Annotated in this window: 17 protein-coding genes and 1 pseudogene; 8 read left to right on the top strand and 10 right to left on the bottom strand. The window is 51.1% G+C overall.

Annotated elements, in window-relative coordinates; genetic code table 11:
* Window positions 1-46 precede the first annotated feature (46 nt).
* The 4 genes from ACP158_RS11455 to ACP158_RS11440 all read left to right on the top strand — a co-directional run bounded on the left by ACP158_RS11455 (window position 47) and on the right by ACP158_RS11440 (window position 3672).
* A complete protein-coding gene (locus ACP158_RS11455) occupies window positions 47-562 on the top strand; it encodes a hypothetical protein (protein WP_424946257.1) in 516 nt (171 codons plus the stop codon).
* Window positions 559-2025 (top strand): UDP-N-acetylmuramate:L-alanyl-gamma-D-glutamyl-meso-diaminopimelate ligase, encoded by a 1467-nt coding sequence (gene mpl, locus ACP158_RS11450; protein WP_424946256.1) that lies wholly within the window; start codon window positions 559-561, stop codon window positions 2023-2025. Before ACP158_RS11455 ends, mpl begins: the two co-directional genes overlap by 4 nt.
* Window positions 2003-2680, top strand: coding sequence for a thiol:disulfide interchange protein DsbA/DsbL (locus tag ACP158_RS11445; protein ID WP_424946255.1), 678 nt, complete (start codon window positions 2003-2005; stop codon window positions 2678-2680). The genes mpl and ACP158_RS11445 overlap by 23 nt, the downstream gene beginning before the upstream one ends.
* Before the next feature lie 86 nt (window positions 2681-2766).
* Window positions 2767-3672, top strand: coding sequence for a glycerophosphodiester phosphodiesterase family protein (locus ACP158_RS11440; RefSeq protein ID WP_424946254.1), 906 nt, complete (start codon window positions 2767-2769; stop codon window positions 3670-3672).
* 228 nt (window positions 3673-3900) lie between these two features.
* On the opposite strand, the gene ACP158_RS11435 is transcribed toward ACP158_RS11440, so the two are convergent.
* The 4 genes from ACP158_RS11435 to ACP158_RS11420 form a co-directional block, all read right to left on the bottom strand.
* On the bottom strand, window positions 3901-5439 hold the full coding sequence (locus ACP158_RS11435; protein ID WP_424946253.1) for a CoA-acylating methylmalonate-semialdehyde dehydrogenase: 1539 nt from the start codon (window positions 5437-5439) through the stop codon (window positions 3901-3903).
* A gap of 386 nt (window positions 5440-5825) precedes the next feature.
* On the bottom strand, window positions 5826-6854 hold the full coding sequence (locus ACP158_RS11430) for a dipeptidase (RefSeq protein WP_424946252.1): 1029 nt from the start codon (window positions 6852-6854) through the stop codon (window positions 5826-5828).
* 13 nt (window positions 6855-6867) lie between these two features.
* Window positions 6868-7881 (bottom strand): PhzF family phenazine biosynthesis protein, encoded by a 1014-nt coding sequence (locus ACP158_RS11425; protein WP_424946251.1) that lies wholly within the window; start codon window positions 7879-7881, stop codon window positions 6868-6870.
* Window positions 7882-7936: 55 nt separating this feature from the next.
* A complete protein-coding gene (locus tag ACP158_RS11420; RefSeq protein ID WP_424946250.1) occupies window positions 7937-8842 on the bottom strand; it encodes a LysR substrate-binding domain-containing protein in 906 nt (301 codons plus the stop codon).
* Window positions 8843-8895: 53 nt separating this feature from the next.
* Between ACP158_RS11420 and ACP158_RS11415 the strand changes: the two are divergent.
* Window positions 8896-8998, top strand: a pseudogene (locus ACP158_RS11415) (IS1595 family transposase); the annotation flags it as partial.
* A gap of 86 nt (window positions 8999-9084) precedes the next feature.
* On the opposite strand, the gene ACP158_RS11410 reads toward ACP158_RS11415, so the two are convergent.
* A complete protein-coding gene (locus ACP158_RS11410) occupies window positions 9085-9264 on the bottom strand; it encodes a hypothetical protein (RefSeq protein ID WP_424946249.1) in 180 nt (59 codons plus the stop codon).
* A gap of 61 nt (window positions 9265-9325) precedes the next feature.
* Window positions 9326-9541 (bottom strand): hypothetical protein, encoded by a 216-nt coding sequence (locus ACP158_RS11405; protein WP_424946248.1) that lies wholly within the window; start codon window positions 9539-9541, stop codon window positions 9326-9328.
* A 206-nt stretch (window positions 9542-9747) separates the two neighbouring features.
* On the opposite strand from ACP158_RS11405, the gene ACP158_RS11400 reads away from it, so the two are divergent.
* The gene (locus ACP158_RS11400; protein ID WP_424946247.1) at window positions 9748-10542 is read left to right on the top strand and encodes a maleate cis-trans isomerase family protein; all 795 of its coding nucleotides are present in this window, start codon (window positions 9748-9750) and stop codon (window positions 10540-10542) included.
* Window positions 10543-10594: 52 nt separating this feature from the next.
* Window positions 10595-12166, top strand: coding sequence for an ABC transporter substrate-binding protein (locus ACP158_RS11395; protein ID WP_424946246.1), 1572 nt, complete (start codon window positions 10595-10597; stop codon window positions 12164-12166).
* A 189-nt stretch (window positions 12167-12355) separates the two neighbouring features.
* On the opposite strand, the gene ACP158_RS11390 is transcribed toward ACP158_RS11395, so the two are convergent.
* Window positions 12356-13408, bottom strand: a complete 1053-nt coding sequence (locus ACP158_RS11390) for a cobalamin-independent methionine synthase II family protein (protein ID WP_424946245.1) — start codon at window positions 13406-13408, stop codon at window positions 12356-12358.
* Window positions 13409-13420: 12 nt separating this feature from the next.
* Window positions 13421-13720 carry a hypothetical protein gene (locus ACP158_RS11385; protein ID WP_424946244.1) on the bottom strand — a complete coding sequence of 100 codons (300 nt, stop codon included), beginning with the start codon at window positions 13718-13720 and terminating at the stop codon, window positions 13421-13423.
* Window positions 13721-13810: 90 nt separating this feature from the next.
* Here ACP158_RS11385 and ACP158_RS11380 point away from each other — a divergent pair, with 90 nt between their 5' ends.
* The gene (locus tag ACP158_RS11380; protein ID WP_424946243.1) at window positions 13811-14062 is read left to right on the top strand and encodes a hypothetical protein; all 252 of its coding nucleotides are present in this window, start codon (window positions 13811-13813) and stop codon (window positions 14060-14062) included.
* Between the two features lie 4 nt (window positions 14063-14066).
* On the opposite strand, the gene ACP158_RS11375 is transcribed toward ACP158_RS11380, so the two are convergent.
* On the bottom strand, window positions 14067-14189 hold the full coding sequence (locus tag ACP158_RS11375; RefSeq protein WP_424946242.1) for a hypothetical protein: 123 nt from the start codon (window positions 14187-14189) through the stop codon (window positions 14067-14069).
* Window positions 14190-14527: 338 nt separating this feature from the next.
* Window positions 14528-15631, bottom strand: a complete 1104-nt coding sequence (locus ACP158_RS11370; RefSeq protein ID WP_424946241.1) for a Fic family protein — start codon at window positions 15629-15631, stop codon at window positions 14528-14530.
* Window positions 15632-15672 lie beyond the last annotated feature (41 nt).

Genomic DNA, 15672 nt, shown 5'->3' with positions numbered 1-15672 from the left:
ATGCAACTAATGGTATCATCCCAACAGAAAATTAACTGCCCCATCGATGCCTGAAACAGTCCGAACATTAATTCAAATCTGCCTGTTCAAGGCAAAGCCCCAAGATCTTGGGGCTTCTGTAAATCTGTTGATTGTAGCCATTGCCGCAACCCTTGGATTATTTATTGCACGGAACGCCCGCCTGCTGGAGGACGACGTTCTGCTCATCTCCTTGGTGCAAGCCGCACTACCGGGGCTGGGGCTAAAGTTGCTACTGACGCTGTTTTCAAAATCCGAGCGTTGGCTGCAATCCGCCACCGCATTGTACGGTTGCTCCGCTTTGCTGTTGCTTATCATCATTCCATTTATCTTGATGTCCGATGGCGGCGCGTTATCACAAGGCAATTTCTCCTTGACGCAGATTCCAATCATTGCATCCAGTCTCTGGTACTTCATGGTGATCATTTTTATTTTCCGCGAAACGCTGGAAATAAGTCGAGTGCTGGCATTTTTTATCGCATTGGTTCTTGAGCTGTCTTTTGCAACCATATTGTTGAAACTATTCGGAGATCAACTTCTGTGAAAGTCTTCATCGCCGGGATTTGCGGGACGTTTATGGCCGGCATTGCACAGCTGGCCAAGGCTGGCGGCTATGAAGTGACGGGCTGTGACAGTAACGTGTATCCGCCCATGTCCACGCTGTTGGAGTCCGAGCGGATTGAAGTTTATGACGGTTATAATCCAACGCATTTGGAGCGCGCCGGCATCAATACGCATTGCGATCAGGTGCTCATCGGCAACGCGCTGTCGCGCGGCAACCCGATGGTGGAAGCCGTTTTAGACCGCAACTATTCCTATCACTCCGGCCCGCAATGGCTGCACGACCATGTGCTGCGCGAGCGCAAAGTGATCGCCGTGGCTGGCACCCACGGCAAAACCACCACGTCGGCGATGCTCGCCTGGATACTGGAATGCGCCGGTCGCGCGCCGGGCTACTTGATCGGCGGCAAGCCGGGCAACTTCGAGCAATCCGCCGCCCTCGGTCGCGGCGAATGGTTTGTGATCGAGGCCGACGAATACGACACCGCGTTTTTCGACAAGCGCGCCAAGTTCGTTCACTACCATCCCGACGTCGCGGTGTTGAGCAATCTTGAATTTGACCACGCCGATATTTTTGATGATCTCGATCAAATTAAAATCCAGTTCCACCACTTGATGCGAACCATCCCGTCCGCCGGCGCGGTGATTGTCAACCACGACGATCGCAACATTGCTGATGTTCTAGGCATGGGTTGTTGGAGCAAAATTGTTCCCTTTTCAATTCACAATCGAAACTGTCTTTGGTTCGCCGACCCGCTCACGCAGGATTGTTCCCGTTTCGAAATTTATCACCGCCGTCAATTAGGCGGGCGGGTGGAATGGAATTGCATCGGTCAACACAATATGCAAAATGCGTTGGCGGCCATCGCCGCCGCGCATTCGGTCGGCATTGAAGTCAGCAAGTCATGCGCGGCATTATCCACTTTCAAGGCTACGGCGCGTCGACTGCAGTTGTTGTTTAGCAACGCGCATGTGTCGCTATACGACGATTTCGCCCACCACCCCACCGCCATTGCGCGCACGATTGATGCCGTCAAATCGAAATACGCCAAGCACAAAATCATCGCGGTGCTTGAGCTGCGCTCCAATACCATGAAAAAAGGCTGCCACGGCGATGCACTGGGGCAATCCTTCAACAACGCGGACGCCACCTTCATCTATCAGCCCGACGCGCTGGACTGGCGGCCGCAGACGCTGAACACCAAGACCCGTTTGCGGATTTGTGAAAACAAGGCAGACTTGATCGGCAGCATTGTCAGGGAACTTGATTTGAGTACCACCAAAAATAGCGTTATTATCTGCATGAGCAACGGCGGGTTTGACGACATTCCCGAGGCCTTGCGCCAACACTTGGAAGCGACGCCTGCGCGCAAAATTTGTCCAACCCGAACATTAAAATCAACCTACCATAAAAATTTTAGACATGAATATCCAAAGCAAAATTGACTCGCGGTTTGCGGCATCGGTCGCGCTGCTCGCTATGCTGACTTTGTTGCTCGCGCTGAGCATCACCAAGGCGCGCGCGCAGGAAGAACCGTTTATCGAGGGCGGGCATTATGAGTTGCTCGATCAGGTTCAGCCGGTGCAAACGGCAGACAAAATAGAGGTCGTGGAAATGTTCTGGTATCGCTGCCCGCATTGTTATCGCTGGGAGCCGTTCATCGTTGAGTGGCGCAAGACGCTGCCCGACCATGTGCAATACGTGCCGATTCCCGCGTTACTGAGCGCGAAGTGGGAGTTCCACGCCAAGGCGTATTATACGTTTGCGGCGCTTGGCGTGGTCGAGCAGCTGCACGGCAAATTTTTCTCGGCCATTCATGTGCGGCGGCTTAATATTGATTCGGTCGATGCACTGGCGGACTGGGCGGCGGAAAATGGCGTGCAGCGTCAGTCAATTATTGACGCCTTTGGCTCCTTCGCCGTGGAAAATAAATTGAGCTTCGCCAGCGTGATGACGAGAAAGTATGGCATTTCCGGGGTGCCGGCGATCATCGTGGATGGTCGTTACCGAACCACTGCGGCCCTGGCCGGCAGTCAGGAAAGATTGATGAAAGTGATCGATTTTCTGATTGAAAAAGCGGTCCAAGCCCGAGCGAATTGAATCAGGTAATTTGACTCAGGTAATTTGACTCAGGTAATTTAAATCGGCGCGTGGAAGTTGTTGCAACACGCAATCCGCGTTGCCCAATGACGACGCAAACTAAGCCGGCGATACACGCCCATCGCGGCGGGCGCGGGCGGCGGCCGGAAAATACATTGTCGGCGATTGCATACGCGCTGCAACATGCCGCCGATGGCGTCGAGGTGGATTTATGCGTAACCGCCGACGATGAAATCGTGTTGCACCACGACCTGTGCCTCAACCCCGACGCCACCCGCGACGCGCGCGGCGAATGGATCGCGCGGCGCATCCCCATCCGCGATTTGCCGCTGGATGCGCTGCGCCGATACGATGTCGGGCGAGTGCGCCCGGGCAGCGGCTACGCGAAAAGATTTCCCGAGCAAACGCCAGCGAACGGCGCGCGCATTCCGACTTTGGATGAATGTGTCGAGTTGTTGCTCGTTAACGACCACCGCGCCATCCTCAACCTGGACGCCATCCTCAACCTGGAAATGAAGAGCAAGCCCAGTCAGCCCGGTTGGACTCCTGAACCCGAGCATTATGTTTCTCTGGTATTAAAAAAACTTGAACGTCTAAGGTTCCCTTTGGAGCGCGTTTTTTTGCAGAGTTTTGATTGGGAGTTGATGCAACTGGCGAAGCGGCGGCGACCGGATTTGAACATCGGACTGTTGACCAGGAAAAAATCAAAAGAGTATTCCTGGATTCACCGCAACGGCAATAAGCGGCGCACCGCGATCAGAACTGCCGATTTGCCGAAGCTGGTTAAGCAAAGCGGCGGCGATGTATGGTCGTGCGACTATCGCGGCTTAACCAAACCGTTGCTAAAGCAAGCCAGCAATCTCAAACTGAAAGTTTATGCGTGGACGGTCAACGAAAAACCGGACGCGACGCGCATGGCGCGATGGGGCGTGGATGCCGTTACCACCGATTATCCTGAGCGGTGCCGGGAATGGTTTCATGGGCGCAGGTGACGCCAATCTACGCTTTTCCCTGTTTCATTTCTTTCCAGCAGCCGCAACTTCGCGCGCGCAAAAATTGTGTTTGTCTCGGACTCGTGTTCTATGGCGCATAGGTCGGGGGCGCGCCCAAATTGTTGCGCGCTAATCTCTGGAAATTGCACCAAACAATCATGCAGATAGGTCTGGGTCATGTTCTTGCACATCCTCTTTCAGCATGCTTCGTGCATCGCATGCCGCTGCTCAATGCTCGCCGCCGGCCTTGAAATTAAACACCGCGCCGGAGCGGATGCCGGACGGCCATCTGGAAGTGATGGTTTTTAATCTGGTATAGAAGCGCACGCCTTCGGGACCGTGAATCGCATGATCACCGAACAGCGAGCGTTTCCAACCGCCGAAACTATGGAACGCCATCGGCACTGGAATCGGCACGTTGATGCCGACCATGCCGATTTGGATGCGGTTGGCAAAGTCGCGCGCGGCATCGCCATCGCGGGTGAAAATCGCCACGCCATTGCCGTACTCATGCTCGTTAATCATCTGCACTGCTTGGTCGTAACTTTCGGCGCGCACGATGCTTAGCACCGGCCCAAAAATTTCATCGGTGTAAATGCTCATGTCGGTTTTAACATTATCAAAAATAGTGGCGCCGACGAAGCAGCCTTGTTCCGAGCCCGCAACCACCGTCCCACGACCATCGCGCACCAGCGTTGCGCCTTCTTCCAGGCCTTTTTCGATATAACCCTCAATACGCGCCTTGGCCTCCGGGTTTATCACCGGCCCCATTTCAGAATCGGCATGGGTATAGGGTCCGACTTTGAGCGCGTCCAGTTTCGGCAGCAGTTTTTCAATCAACGCGTCAGCCGGCGCATCGCCCACCGACACCACCACCGAGATCGCCATGCAGCGTTCGCCGGCGGAGCCATAGGCCGCGCCCATCACCGCATCCACCGCCTGGTCGATGTCCGCGTCCGGCATCACCACCATGTGGTTTTTCGCGCCGCACAACGCTTGCACGCGTTTGTTGTGCGCGCTGCCGGTGTGATAGATGTATTCGCCGATGGCGGTCGAACCGACAAAACTTAACGCCTGCACGCGCTCATCCGTCAGCAATGTATCGACCGCTTCCTTGTCGCCATTGACAACATTAAGCACACCATCGGGCAGTCCCGCCTGTTTCATTAACTCGCCCAAAAGCAAGGAACAGGACGGGTCGCGCTCCGACGGCTTGAGCACGAAGGTGTTGCCGCAGGCAATGGCCACGGGGAACATCCACATCGGCACCATCGCCGGAAAATTAAACGGCGTAATACCGGCGCAAACGCCCAGCGGCTGGCGCATGCTCCAGCAATCCACGCCGCGGGCCACGCTACCCGAATGTTCGCCCTTGAGCAGCTGGGAAATTCCGCAGGCAAATTCGACCACCTCCAACCCGCGGGTAATCGAGCCTTTGGCATCGTCCAGGGTTTTCCCATGTTCGCAAGAGACCGCTTCGGCGAGTTCGTCGATATGTGATTTAATTAGATCCCGAAACGAAAACATAACCTGCGCGCGGCGACCGGCCGGCGTGGCCGCCCAATCCGGGAAAGCATCCTGCGCCATACCAATTGCCTGCTTGACCTCGGCGCTGCTTGCCAGGGGAACTTGTTTAACCACAACCCCGAGAGCAGGGTTGTATATATCGCCAAATCGTCCGCTTTGGCCAGGGGTTTTTTGGCCATTTACAAAATGGTGCAGTTTTTCATAATGTCGTTTTTCGATTTCAATTGACTCGTGTTTCATGGGTTTTTCCTTCCGATAATATTTAGCGGATTATACGAGATTGAGTTAAAAATAATCTGTCCCAACACGTAAATATCTTCAATAGGTTGATTCCAACAGGTAAAATGAAATCCTGCCAGCACGGGGGGCGCGTACACAGAGAAGAAATGGTGACGTTTGCGCGGGTTTGATTCCCCGGTGAAGGCGATTGCGGGAACAAGTGTAAAAATGGAATTGAGGTGACAGCAATTGATCAGGCCGCCACTTGATTCTGGCGCTGAAACAGAAACACCCTTTTTGACAATAACTAACAGGACAGAATCGGACTTATGCGGTATCGCTAATTCTACGCAGTATTTTAGAGTACTCATTACATATGGTTTATTTATTCCGTGTACTCAACCTGTTTACATCCAGACCGCGCTTGCCACGCGGAAGAAATTTTCGCCAAGAAAATCTCGAAGATGGTCTTGTGACCAGCCCCGAAGCGATAGTATTTTGCATATTCCCGGTAGTTGTTCGGGTGACACGAGCTTAATAGACTTGGTTCCATATGCTTGCGAGACTGGCCAATACTCAGGTCTGGCTTGAAAGATAGCCCCTAAGCTTTCAGCGGTTTTGCTCGGCGGCTTGTAATCCAGACCAATTCCGACATGCGCAGGTCCGACCAAATCAGCGACATAACAGGCATGATCGGCATAAACCCTGTCCGAGGTGTCGTTCTCACCAAGGAAAATGCCCATCCCGTTGATTCCGACAACCCCTCCTGTTGCGGCGCATTTACGGATCTGATCGTCCAGGATATTACGGTCATGCGGCCAGACCGCGGCTGGATTCGAGTGTGTGAATACGACTGGCTGGCTGGATATCTCCATCATTTCGATGGTTGTGCGGTACGAAACATGGGAACAATCGACGATCATGCCCACTCGGTTCATTTCTTTGACCACCTCGCATCCAAAGGCAGTCAGGCCGGAGTTAATATCATGGCAGCCACCTGCCGCCACATTACCCAGATTATAAGCAAGTAACATTTGACGCACACCAAGATCGTGCAAAGCAGAAACCATTGCCAAATCGCCATCCAACGCCTTGGCACCTTCAATGTCAAACGATACCGCCAATTTTTTTTCCCGCTTTGCAGTTAAAATGTCTTCAACTGAACTGATGACTGAAACAAATTCAGCCAATTCAGTTAGCCGATGGCGGTAGGCAACCAGTGTGCGAAATGTGGTTTGCCAGTCGATAACGTCAAATCCGACATTTATGGAAACGTAATTAACGTCGGCATCACGCCAGGCTAACAGTCCGCTCAAATCTGCATCTGGGGCAGGAAAAATACCCGCATGACTATCCCAAAATAAATTCTTTGAAACAAGTTCTTCAAATTTGCGAAGCTCTGGTTCTGTCTGTTTGGTTTCTATATTAGTATTCACAGGAGAACTTTTTTTAAGAAATGGCGCTATTGTTGATTTGCCATGCGTTTATAATGCCATCGATAGATAAAACAGCACTTCCGCCAATACGAATCTGTGTTATTTCACCGTGATTCATCTCAATCTCTATTTTGAGGATACTAGGTCTTCCCAGTTCATACCCTTGTTCAGCCAGCATGTTTATAGTTGCTTTCCCGTCAGCCGTATTCACCACCTTGTTTTCAATAAGGTATCCGGAAAGCGCGCTGTTGGTAGTGCCGGAAGCAGGTACTTCGTTAACACCGAGAGCCGGGCAGAAATCGCGGCAGTGGAACGTGTTGTCGATAACCTGAGTCTGCATGGAGAAAGGCGCAATGGTTTCAACCGAGAGTTGCTCGCTGAGTGCCGTTAAGGCAGAAAAATCTGGCCGCATGTTTTCCAGGGTATTGAGGTCAGATAGCGGTACGAACAGGTGGCGCAATCCGGTAGCGCCTATCTCCATCGGCAGGTCGGTTCGAATAGCCAGTTGATTGATACGCAGAGCCTCGGCAACCAATTCACGACTGACCTCACACTTTTCAATCACCACGCAGCCAAGATTCATCATAACAACAATTTCGCCTCCAGATAAGACGGTCGTGGATACTTGAGTATTCCCGGAGCTGGTTTTCAGTAGTGGTGATTTACCTCCCTCATCGCCTGCCAGCCCCTGTTCGTGTAAATAGGTGTATAACCCAACCGTGACATGACTGCACATTGGAATTTCTGCTGTTGGCATGAAGAATTTCACCTGCACCGCATCCACATCAATGGCAGTCACAAAACCAGTAACAGGTACGTTTATTTCTTTGGCAATGGCCTGCATCTCAGCATCGGCTAAAAGGCCTGCGTCAAGCACGAGCCCACCCATATTTCCACCAAACCGTGCATTGGTAAAACAGTCGTATATTTTCAGGGGCAACCGCCTTTTTCGAGGCTTGGACATCATATTCATCTGCATATAGGGATATTTGTTTTTCAGAGGCGAAAGATAAGATGAGTCCGGCAAGCGTTCAAATGAATTATTCTATTGAAAGGCAATAAAGATATTTTTGTGAGACTGCTCACGGCAGGTTCTGTTCTGTCATGCTCGCTTCCGAGATAAGCCACTCGACAACAGTGCGGACCAACGGGTCAGACCGCGATTTTTCAGGCACAACGATGTAATAGCCATAGTCGGTTGTTCCTACCATAGTGAACGGTATCACTAAGCGACCCATCGCCAAATCATCCGCTACTAACGCCAATCGACCCAGTGCGATACCTTGACCGGCTATAGCCGCATCAAGTGCGTTTCCTGTATGACTAAATTTATGTCCGCCGACTGTCGGTTCGTTGTTCAATCCAATAGACTTTATCCAGTCGTACCAAGTGTAATCAGCCATTTCGTCGTGCAAAAGTATTTGCTTGACGACTTGACCGGGATCAAGATGCCCCTCAAATTTTGCCATCAAGTTGGGGCTGCAGACGGGGAAAACGGTGTCAGCAAAAAGAAGTACTGAGTGTAGATTATCCGGTGGATGCTCACAGTAACGAATAGCAAGATGAACCGGATCCCTGTCGAAATCTACCAGATGGTCGGTAGCATCAACACGCAGATCGAGATCAGGGCGGATACGAGTCAATTTGTGAAGCCTCGGGACCATCCATTTTCCGCTCAGTGAAAATGGAACACTGATGGTCACATGTCTATCGGCGCCGCACCCCACAATAGACATTTTCCCAGCCTCAAGAGTTGATAAGGCACTCTGCACTGCCGTTAGAAACAACAGACCTTCCGGTGTTAGCAAAAGTTTGCGGTGCCCTCTAACGAACAACTGAACGCCAAGTCTGTCTTCGAGTTTTCGGACCTGAAAGCTTACAGCAGCCTGTGTCAGGTGTAATTCCTGAGAGGCTTTGGTAAAGCTAAGCTTACGTGCAGACGCCTCAAAGGCACACAGGCTCATCATGGGCGGCAGGTCAAATTTCATGGTTCAAGATACTTTAAGGCATAGTGAAATGGTCATAACTAATTGTTCTATAAATGAAAAACAAGCATGTCATTCGTTGCCGAATTTCGGAGAATAAATTCAGGGCGATTCCACGGCTGTTTTGCCTTGATATCGAGGCTTGCAAAGTCGCACAAATCACCGGCATCTCTGGCCCGGCGACCAGCCGATTGTATACTCAAATCAGACAACGCATCGCCGGGCAATGCGAGCGTATGTGTTCACTAATTCATTGCCCGTTTTGTTCCTTTCCAGCGGTGTTTTAGCACCGCCCTCTCGGCCGTCATTCTCGCATCGAACAGCGCGGCATCAAAGCAAAGGAGTCCGGCTACGCCGGACGGCATATTCCACTGGATTGCCCGGCCAATAATAATATGGGCCGGGCAATGACAAATGATAGGCAATGGTGAATCGAGAGGACAAAGGCGAGTTGAGAGGCCAAAGCACACGAGAGAAAATGTCCGGCTACGCCAGAGCGCGTTTTAGTGTCACCAAAGCGTGACAATTATTTACCATTGGCGTCTCAAAGAGAGTCACACTTTGCGATTCACCATTGTCTCCCCAACCCGTCATTGCCCGGCTTGTTCCGGGCAATCCAGTTATTAAACCGTCCGGCGTAGCCGGACTCCTTTGAAAGAGTGTGAGTTTCGCTTCCATATGCGCCACGAAAATGGGTGTCAATATCTGCTGAAATCTATCCGAAATCGACCGCTTAAAGTATCTTGAACCAATTTCATTAATTACGGTGGTTACTTCAGTCAGTACAGGGTGAGCAACGACGCATTACTACAAATAATATTTGTATTAAGGACAAGAAATACTCATTTGTCAAATAGATACACGCTCATCTATTGTTCGGGCATCAAAATTTTGTTTGGATGGTACACATGTTTGATGATAGCAGGGGGCGGGGTCGCATCGGCGTCGTTGTTCCGTACACGAACACAAATCTGGAGCCGGACCTTACCGCAATGCGTCCGGATGGCGTCTCTATGCACTTCACTCGCATCGCGGGTTACGAATTAAATTGTGCGCCCAACACCAGCACAATGCAAGCCCTGGGTAATGCGCCCATGGATGCGTCTATCGATCTTCTCACTGCTATCCGCCCGGACATTATTCTTTATGGCTGCACCTCAGCAACATTGGCTCTGGGGAGGAGGGCCGATCTGGCACTCGCAATCCGATTAACTGCTTATAGCGGGTTGCCGGTCGTTACCGCCTCTAATGCCGTGATCAATGCGCTAACAGATATTGCGGTGAGTAAAATAGTAATTTGTACGCCGTATGACCATCAGTTGAGCGAAGTTACCACAAAATTTTTCGAGGATTCGGGGTTCAATGTCATATCCGTATCGCGCATTGAAAAAGTTCTTGATAGCCTTGGGCAAGGCGCGATTTCATGCGATGAGATTACCAGACTCGCCTTGAAGGCTGATCAACAAAAGGCTGAAGCTATCGTCATCGTATGCACCGATTTGCGTGCTGTCGAATGTATCAATACCATTGAGTCCCTGACTGGAAAGCCGGTTATTTCAAGCAATCAAGCCCTTTTATACGCGGCGACGAAAGTGCTGGGGGTTTCGCGGATAACTATACCCGGCACGCTCGGTAATAACCGTGTCGCGTGCGATCGGAAACCGACCCGGGTTTCCGGTTTGGCACCAATATCAGCACAATAATACCATGACACAACCTTAGACACACAATTGATGACCCTAACGGAGAAATACTATGAACAGACTGAGTAACCTAAACGCCTCGTCACCTGCTTGTTTGAACCGTCGGAGCGCACTGAAACTGCTCGGCGGAGTGTCCCTTGCGGCCACTACCCAATTTATCCCCTCATTTGCCATCGCGGCAGAACCCAAACGTGGCGGAACCATAAAGATAGGGGTCAGCGGTGGGAGCACCTCTGACTCACTTGATCCGACAACTTATCTGGATTCCCATATGTACGTAATTGGCTTTGCGTTGGGTAATAATCTGGTCGAGATCGGGCCCGACCGCAAACCGATTCCAGAATTAGCCGAAAGTTGGCAAAGTTCGGATGGGGCTAAACATTGGGAATTTAAACTTCGCAAAGGCGTTACCTTCCACAACGGAAGGCCGCTGACTGCAGCGGATGTCGTCTATTCACTTAATCGGCATATTGGCGAAGATTCCAAGTCTGCCGCCAAGGGATTTCTGAACGGTGTAAGCTCTATCCATACCGAAGGTGACAGGGTTATTATCGACCATGAAAGTGGCGACGCAGATATTCCCATCATTATGGGCGATTTCCATTTGCAAATCATACCTGAGGGGCACACGGACTGGACCACTTTCGTGGGAACAGGACCGTACATCCTTGAAGAGTTCGAACCGGGCGTAAGTTTTAAGGCCAGCCGCAATCCAAACTACTGGAAAAAGGACAGAGCCTGGGTCGATTCGGTCGAAGTGTTATATATTACCGACGCAACAGCCCGCACCAGCGCGTTGCTTAGCGGTGGTGTGGATATTATAGATCGGGTCGACAACAAAACTGTCAAACGACTTCAAGATCTTAATCGCTACAACTTGATTGAGGGGCTGGGCGGTCGTTATGAAACGACCGTTATGGATGTTCGCAACTCACCGTTCAACGATGCTAATGTACGCTTGGCATTGAAATACGCCGTCAATCGTCAGGAGATTGTTGATAGAGTCTTTCAGGGTTTTGCTGCACTAGGCAATGATCACCCAATCCCGCCAGCGGATCCATTTTATCACTCAGAATTACCACAACGCCCTTATGACACAGACAAGGCGGCCTGGCACCTCAAACAAGCTGGCCTTGATTCACTCACACTTGATCTCAGTGCGGCCGATGCGGCTTTCCCGGGGGCGGTCGATGCGGCAGTACTAATGAAAGAAAGCGCACGCACAGCAGGTATAGAGATCAACGTTCGGCAAGAACCGAACGATGGATATTGGTCTAATGTCTGGATGAAAAAACCCTATGTGATGTCCAACTGGTCGACACGCCCCACGCCGGGCATGATGTTCTCGGTGGCTTTTGCCTGTGGTGCTCCCTGGGCTGAAGCGTACTGGTGCAATAATCAGTTTGAAAAACTAATGACCGCAGGTAAAACAGAGACGGATTTCGTGCGGCGCAAACAGATATACTGGGATATGCAAGAGATCATACACAATGATGGCGGCAATGGCATTTTTGCATTTCCATCTGATCTGGATGCTTATGATCGGAGTATTCAAGGAACAATCGCCGATGGCGTCAATCGGCTGATGGGGGCTCGTGTGATTGAAAGAGTTTGGAAAGCCTAGTATTCCCCGCCCAAGACGATTAGACGTTCAAATGCACGGGGGTTGCGATACCTTTTAAGACTGCCAAGTGTCGATTTTTGTTCCTGCGCAATTTCTGATAGCTGTCATTGCGGATCACCCACCACTTAAAAGAGTGTGCTCTTAAAAAGGAGTGCTGCTGTATTTGCATATAAATTACAAAAATGACATTTATACGCTTCGGGCAGCGGCACTCAGGTTGCGCAATTTCGTCATAGCGAGCTCTCTGCCAAGCAGTCCCAGGCCGCAGTCCGGGGCCGCCAGCAAACGCTCGGCATCAATATGCTGCAGCGCCGCCAGCAAACGCTCCCTGATCTCGTCCACCGACTCCACCCTGCTTTTCGCAATCGCCACCGCACCAAATATTATCGCCGTAGTCTTAAAATGCTCAAGCAACGACAGGTCATTGTGTCGATGAGCATCCTCCAAAGATACCACGTTGATGGCGGAATCCTCGATCGCGTCGGCGATCTGGAAATACGAATCAGGGTCGGCTTTCGGATAGTCAGCGCGGTCTAACTTGTCTGGATAGCCGCAACACATGTGCACCGTGCGAGCCACGTGCTCAGGACAGCCGTGGAAGGCTTTTTCCAGGTTTTCAAAACCATAGTCCAGCGCATTTTCCGGATTGCGCGCGAATACCGGCTCATCGATTTGAATGTATCTGCAACCTGCGTCCGCCAGCGCTAAAACTTCAAGATTTAATGCTTGCGCCAAATCCGACCCTAACTTTTTGGGGTCGTTGTAATAAACATCCGAATTGGTGTCGATAATGGTCATCGGCCCAGGCAAGGTGATTTTCAGTGGCTTGTCGGTGTATGCCTGAGCCGTTTTCCAATCCTTGGCGATGTACGGTTGTTTCACCGAAACCGGGCCAACGATGGAGGGCAACTTGGCCGCATAGGCGCCGCCGCGCACTTCTTTTTCGATCAGATTAACGAAATCGAATCCATGCAAATGCCGGCAATGGTAGTGAATATAGTTTTCACGAATAATTTCTCCATCGGTCGGAATATCGATTCCACACTCCACTTGCTCGGTTACCGCTTGCTTGATGCCTTTCTCAATAATCTCAGGCGCGTCCGGCCCCAATGCCGCCATTGCGTCCAGCCATTGTTTAGTTGGATCCGAGGTATCCGGGCCGGCCGGGTGGTTGAACCAGTCCGGCAATTTAACGTAATCCGGTTTCGGATACGCGCCGATGCATGTCGTTAATAAACTCATTTTATTCTTGGGTTATCGCTGTTTCTGTTGCCGGATGTAATCTACCACATCCGATTGCGCCGAGTAGATTTCTCTTTGCGATAAAACATCGCGCCAATTAGTATTACGTGATTCATCTGCCGCTTTATCGCCGCCATTTGCTTTGGCAATGGAATACCAGATATACGCTTCGCGCTTATCTTCAGCAACACCTTCTCCGCAATAGTAGGCAACTCCCAAACTATGTTGCGCCCACGCCTCTCCCTGCTCGGCCGATTTGCGCCACTCCTCAATTTGTGCAGTTGAATTTTGTGCGACGGCGGTAAATACCATGCTCGCTACCAAGGCGATAACGCCCACAATTCGAAATGGTTCAAGATACTTTAAGGTATAGTGAAATGGTCATACCTAATTGTTCTATAAATGAAAAACAAGTATGTCATTCGCTGCCGAATTTCGGAGAATAAATTCAGGGCGATTCCACGGCTGTTTTGCCTTGATATCGAGGCTTGCAAAGTCGCACAAATCACCGGCATCTCTGGCCCAGCGATCAGCCGATTGTATACTCAAATCAGACAACACATCGCCGGGCAATGCGAGCGAAGGAGTCCGGCTACGCCGGACGGCATATTCCACTGGATTGCCCGGCCAATAATAATATGGGCCGGGCAATGACGAATTATAGGTAACGGTGAATCGAGAGGGCAAAGGCGTGTTGAGATGCCAAAGTAACCGAGAGAAAAAGTCCGGCTACGCCAGAGCACGTTTTAGTGTCACGCTTTGCGTGACAATGATTTACCATTGTCTTCTCAAAAGGACTCATTGCCTTCCGATTCGCCATTGTCCCCCCAGCCCGTCATTCTCGCCGCAGGCGGGAATCCAGTTAAAATATGTCGTCCGGCGTAGCCGGACTCCTTTGAAAGAGTGTGAGTTTCGCTTCAATATACGCCACGAAAATAGGTGTCAATATCTGCTGAAATCTATCCGAAATCGACCGCTTAAAGTATCTTGAACCATTAAATATGTCGCAGACCGCGCCTCGTTCTTTTGCTCTTTGTGGCTGTTGTTCCCCGCATCCGCTCCGCTTTGAGGTCAGACATCATCAGCTGGCGTCCGCCGGGATGCGTTACGGCCGACACCTTACTCCGCCAGTAAATCTATCAAGCGGGTGTTGACATAGTAATACTCACGGCCACGTTTGATACGCTCCAGCAATCCGAGCTTGGCCATCTCGTTTAGATATCGGGTTGCCGTTATCCTGGAACATTCCAGTTTCCGCTCGACAATATTGATTTTGCAATACGGCCATTCGAACAAGAGCTCGATGAACCCTTGCCGTTCCGCTGCCTTGGTCTTACCCGCCTTTGCGGTATGGAAAATATCATCCCTCAGGGCGCGCATCGCTTCAATCGTCGTAGCAGTGTTCTGCGAGGCACTTTCCACCGCTTTCAATACATAAAGAATCCATTGCTGCCAATCGTTTCGCTCGGTCACTTCCAACAGGAAACGGTAGTAGTTGTCTTGATGTGCAATGAAGAAACGGCTGAGATAAAGCACCGGAGTGCTCAGCAAGCGACGATGCAGCAGATAGAGAATGTTCAGTATGCGCCCGGTTCTGCCATTGCCGTCCAAGAAAGGGTGGATCGCCTCAAACTGGTAGTGCATAACAGCCATTTTGACCAGCGGGTCGACGCCGTCTTGATTATCCATCAGGAAGTGCTCCAGGTTGGTGAGAAGATGAGTCAGGTGTTGTGCTCCGTTGGGCGGGGTGTAGGTGATGTTGCCCGTGACCGGATTGCCGATCATGACTTGCCTGTTGCGTACCCGAACCTCGACGCTACGGATACGCGAGCAAATGCTCTCGAACAAAGGGATGGTCAAGCTCTGCGCTTCACCCATCTTGTCCATGCCTTGCCAGAGTGCTTCACGATAGCGCAACACCTCTTTGGCATTGGCATCAGCCTCCGAACCGTTGGATGCCAAGGCGCGGTATAGTGCATCGCTGGTGGTTACGATATTCTCGATCTCGGAGCTGCTGCGCGCCTCTTGCAACGGTATAGCCTGTATCAGGATGTCCTTATTCGGCAGTGTTTCCACCAACGCATTGACTCGAGCCAATTCAGTCCTCGCCGCAATACACGCTTTGAGTATTTCCTTTGACTCAATCTCTGTGTTGGGTGGCAGTTCCGGCAGGCCGTTCCACGGCTGTTGCGAGTCGTAGAGCGGTGGTAACGAGGATGTCATATCCTGTGGCATTAGTTGTTCCTTTATATGTATAGCTTTTG

It is taken from the genome of Candidatus Spongiihabitans sp. (genome assembly GCF_965247905.1).
In the GTDB taxonomy this organism is placed as follows: Bacteria; Pseudomonadota; Gammaproteobacteria; order Arenicellales; family Poriferihabitantaceae; genus Spongiihabitans.
This window is presented reverse-complemented; position numbering and strand designations above follow the sequence as displayed.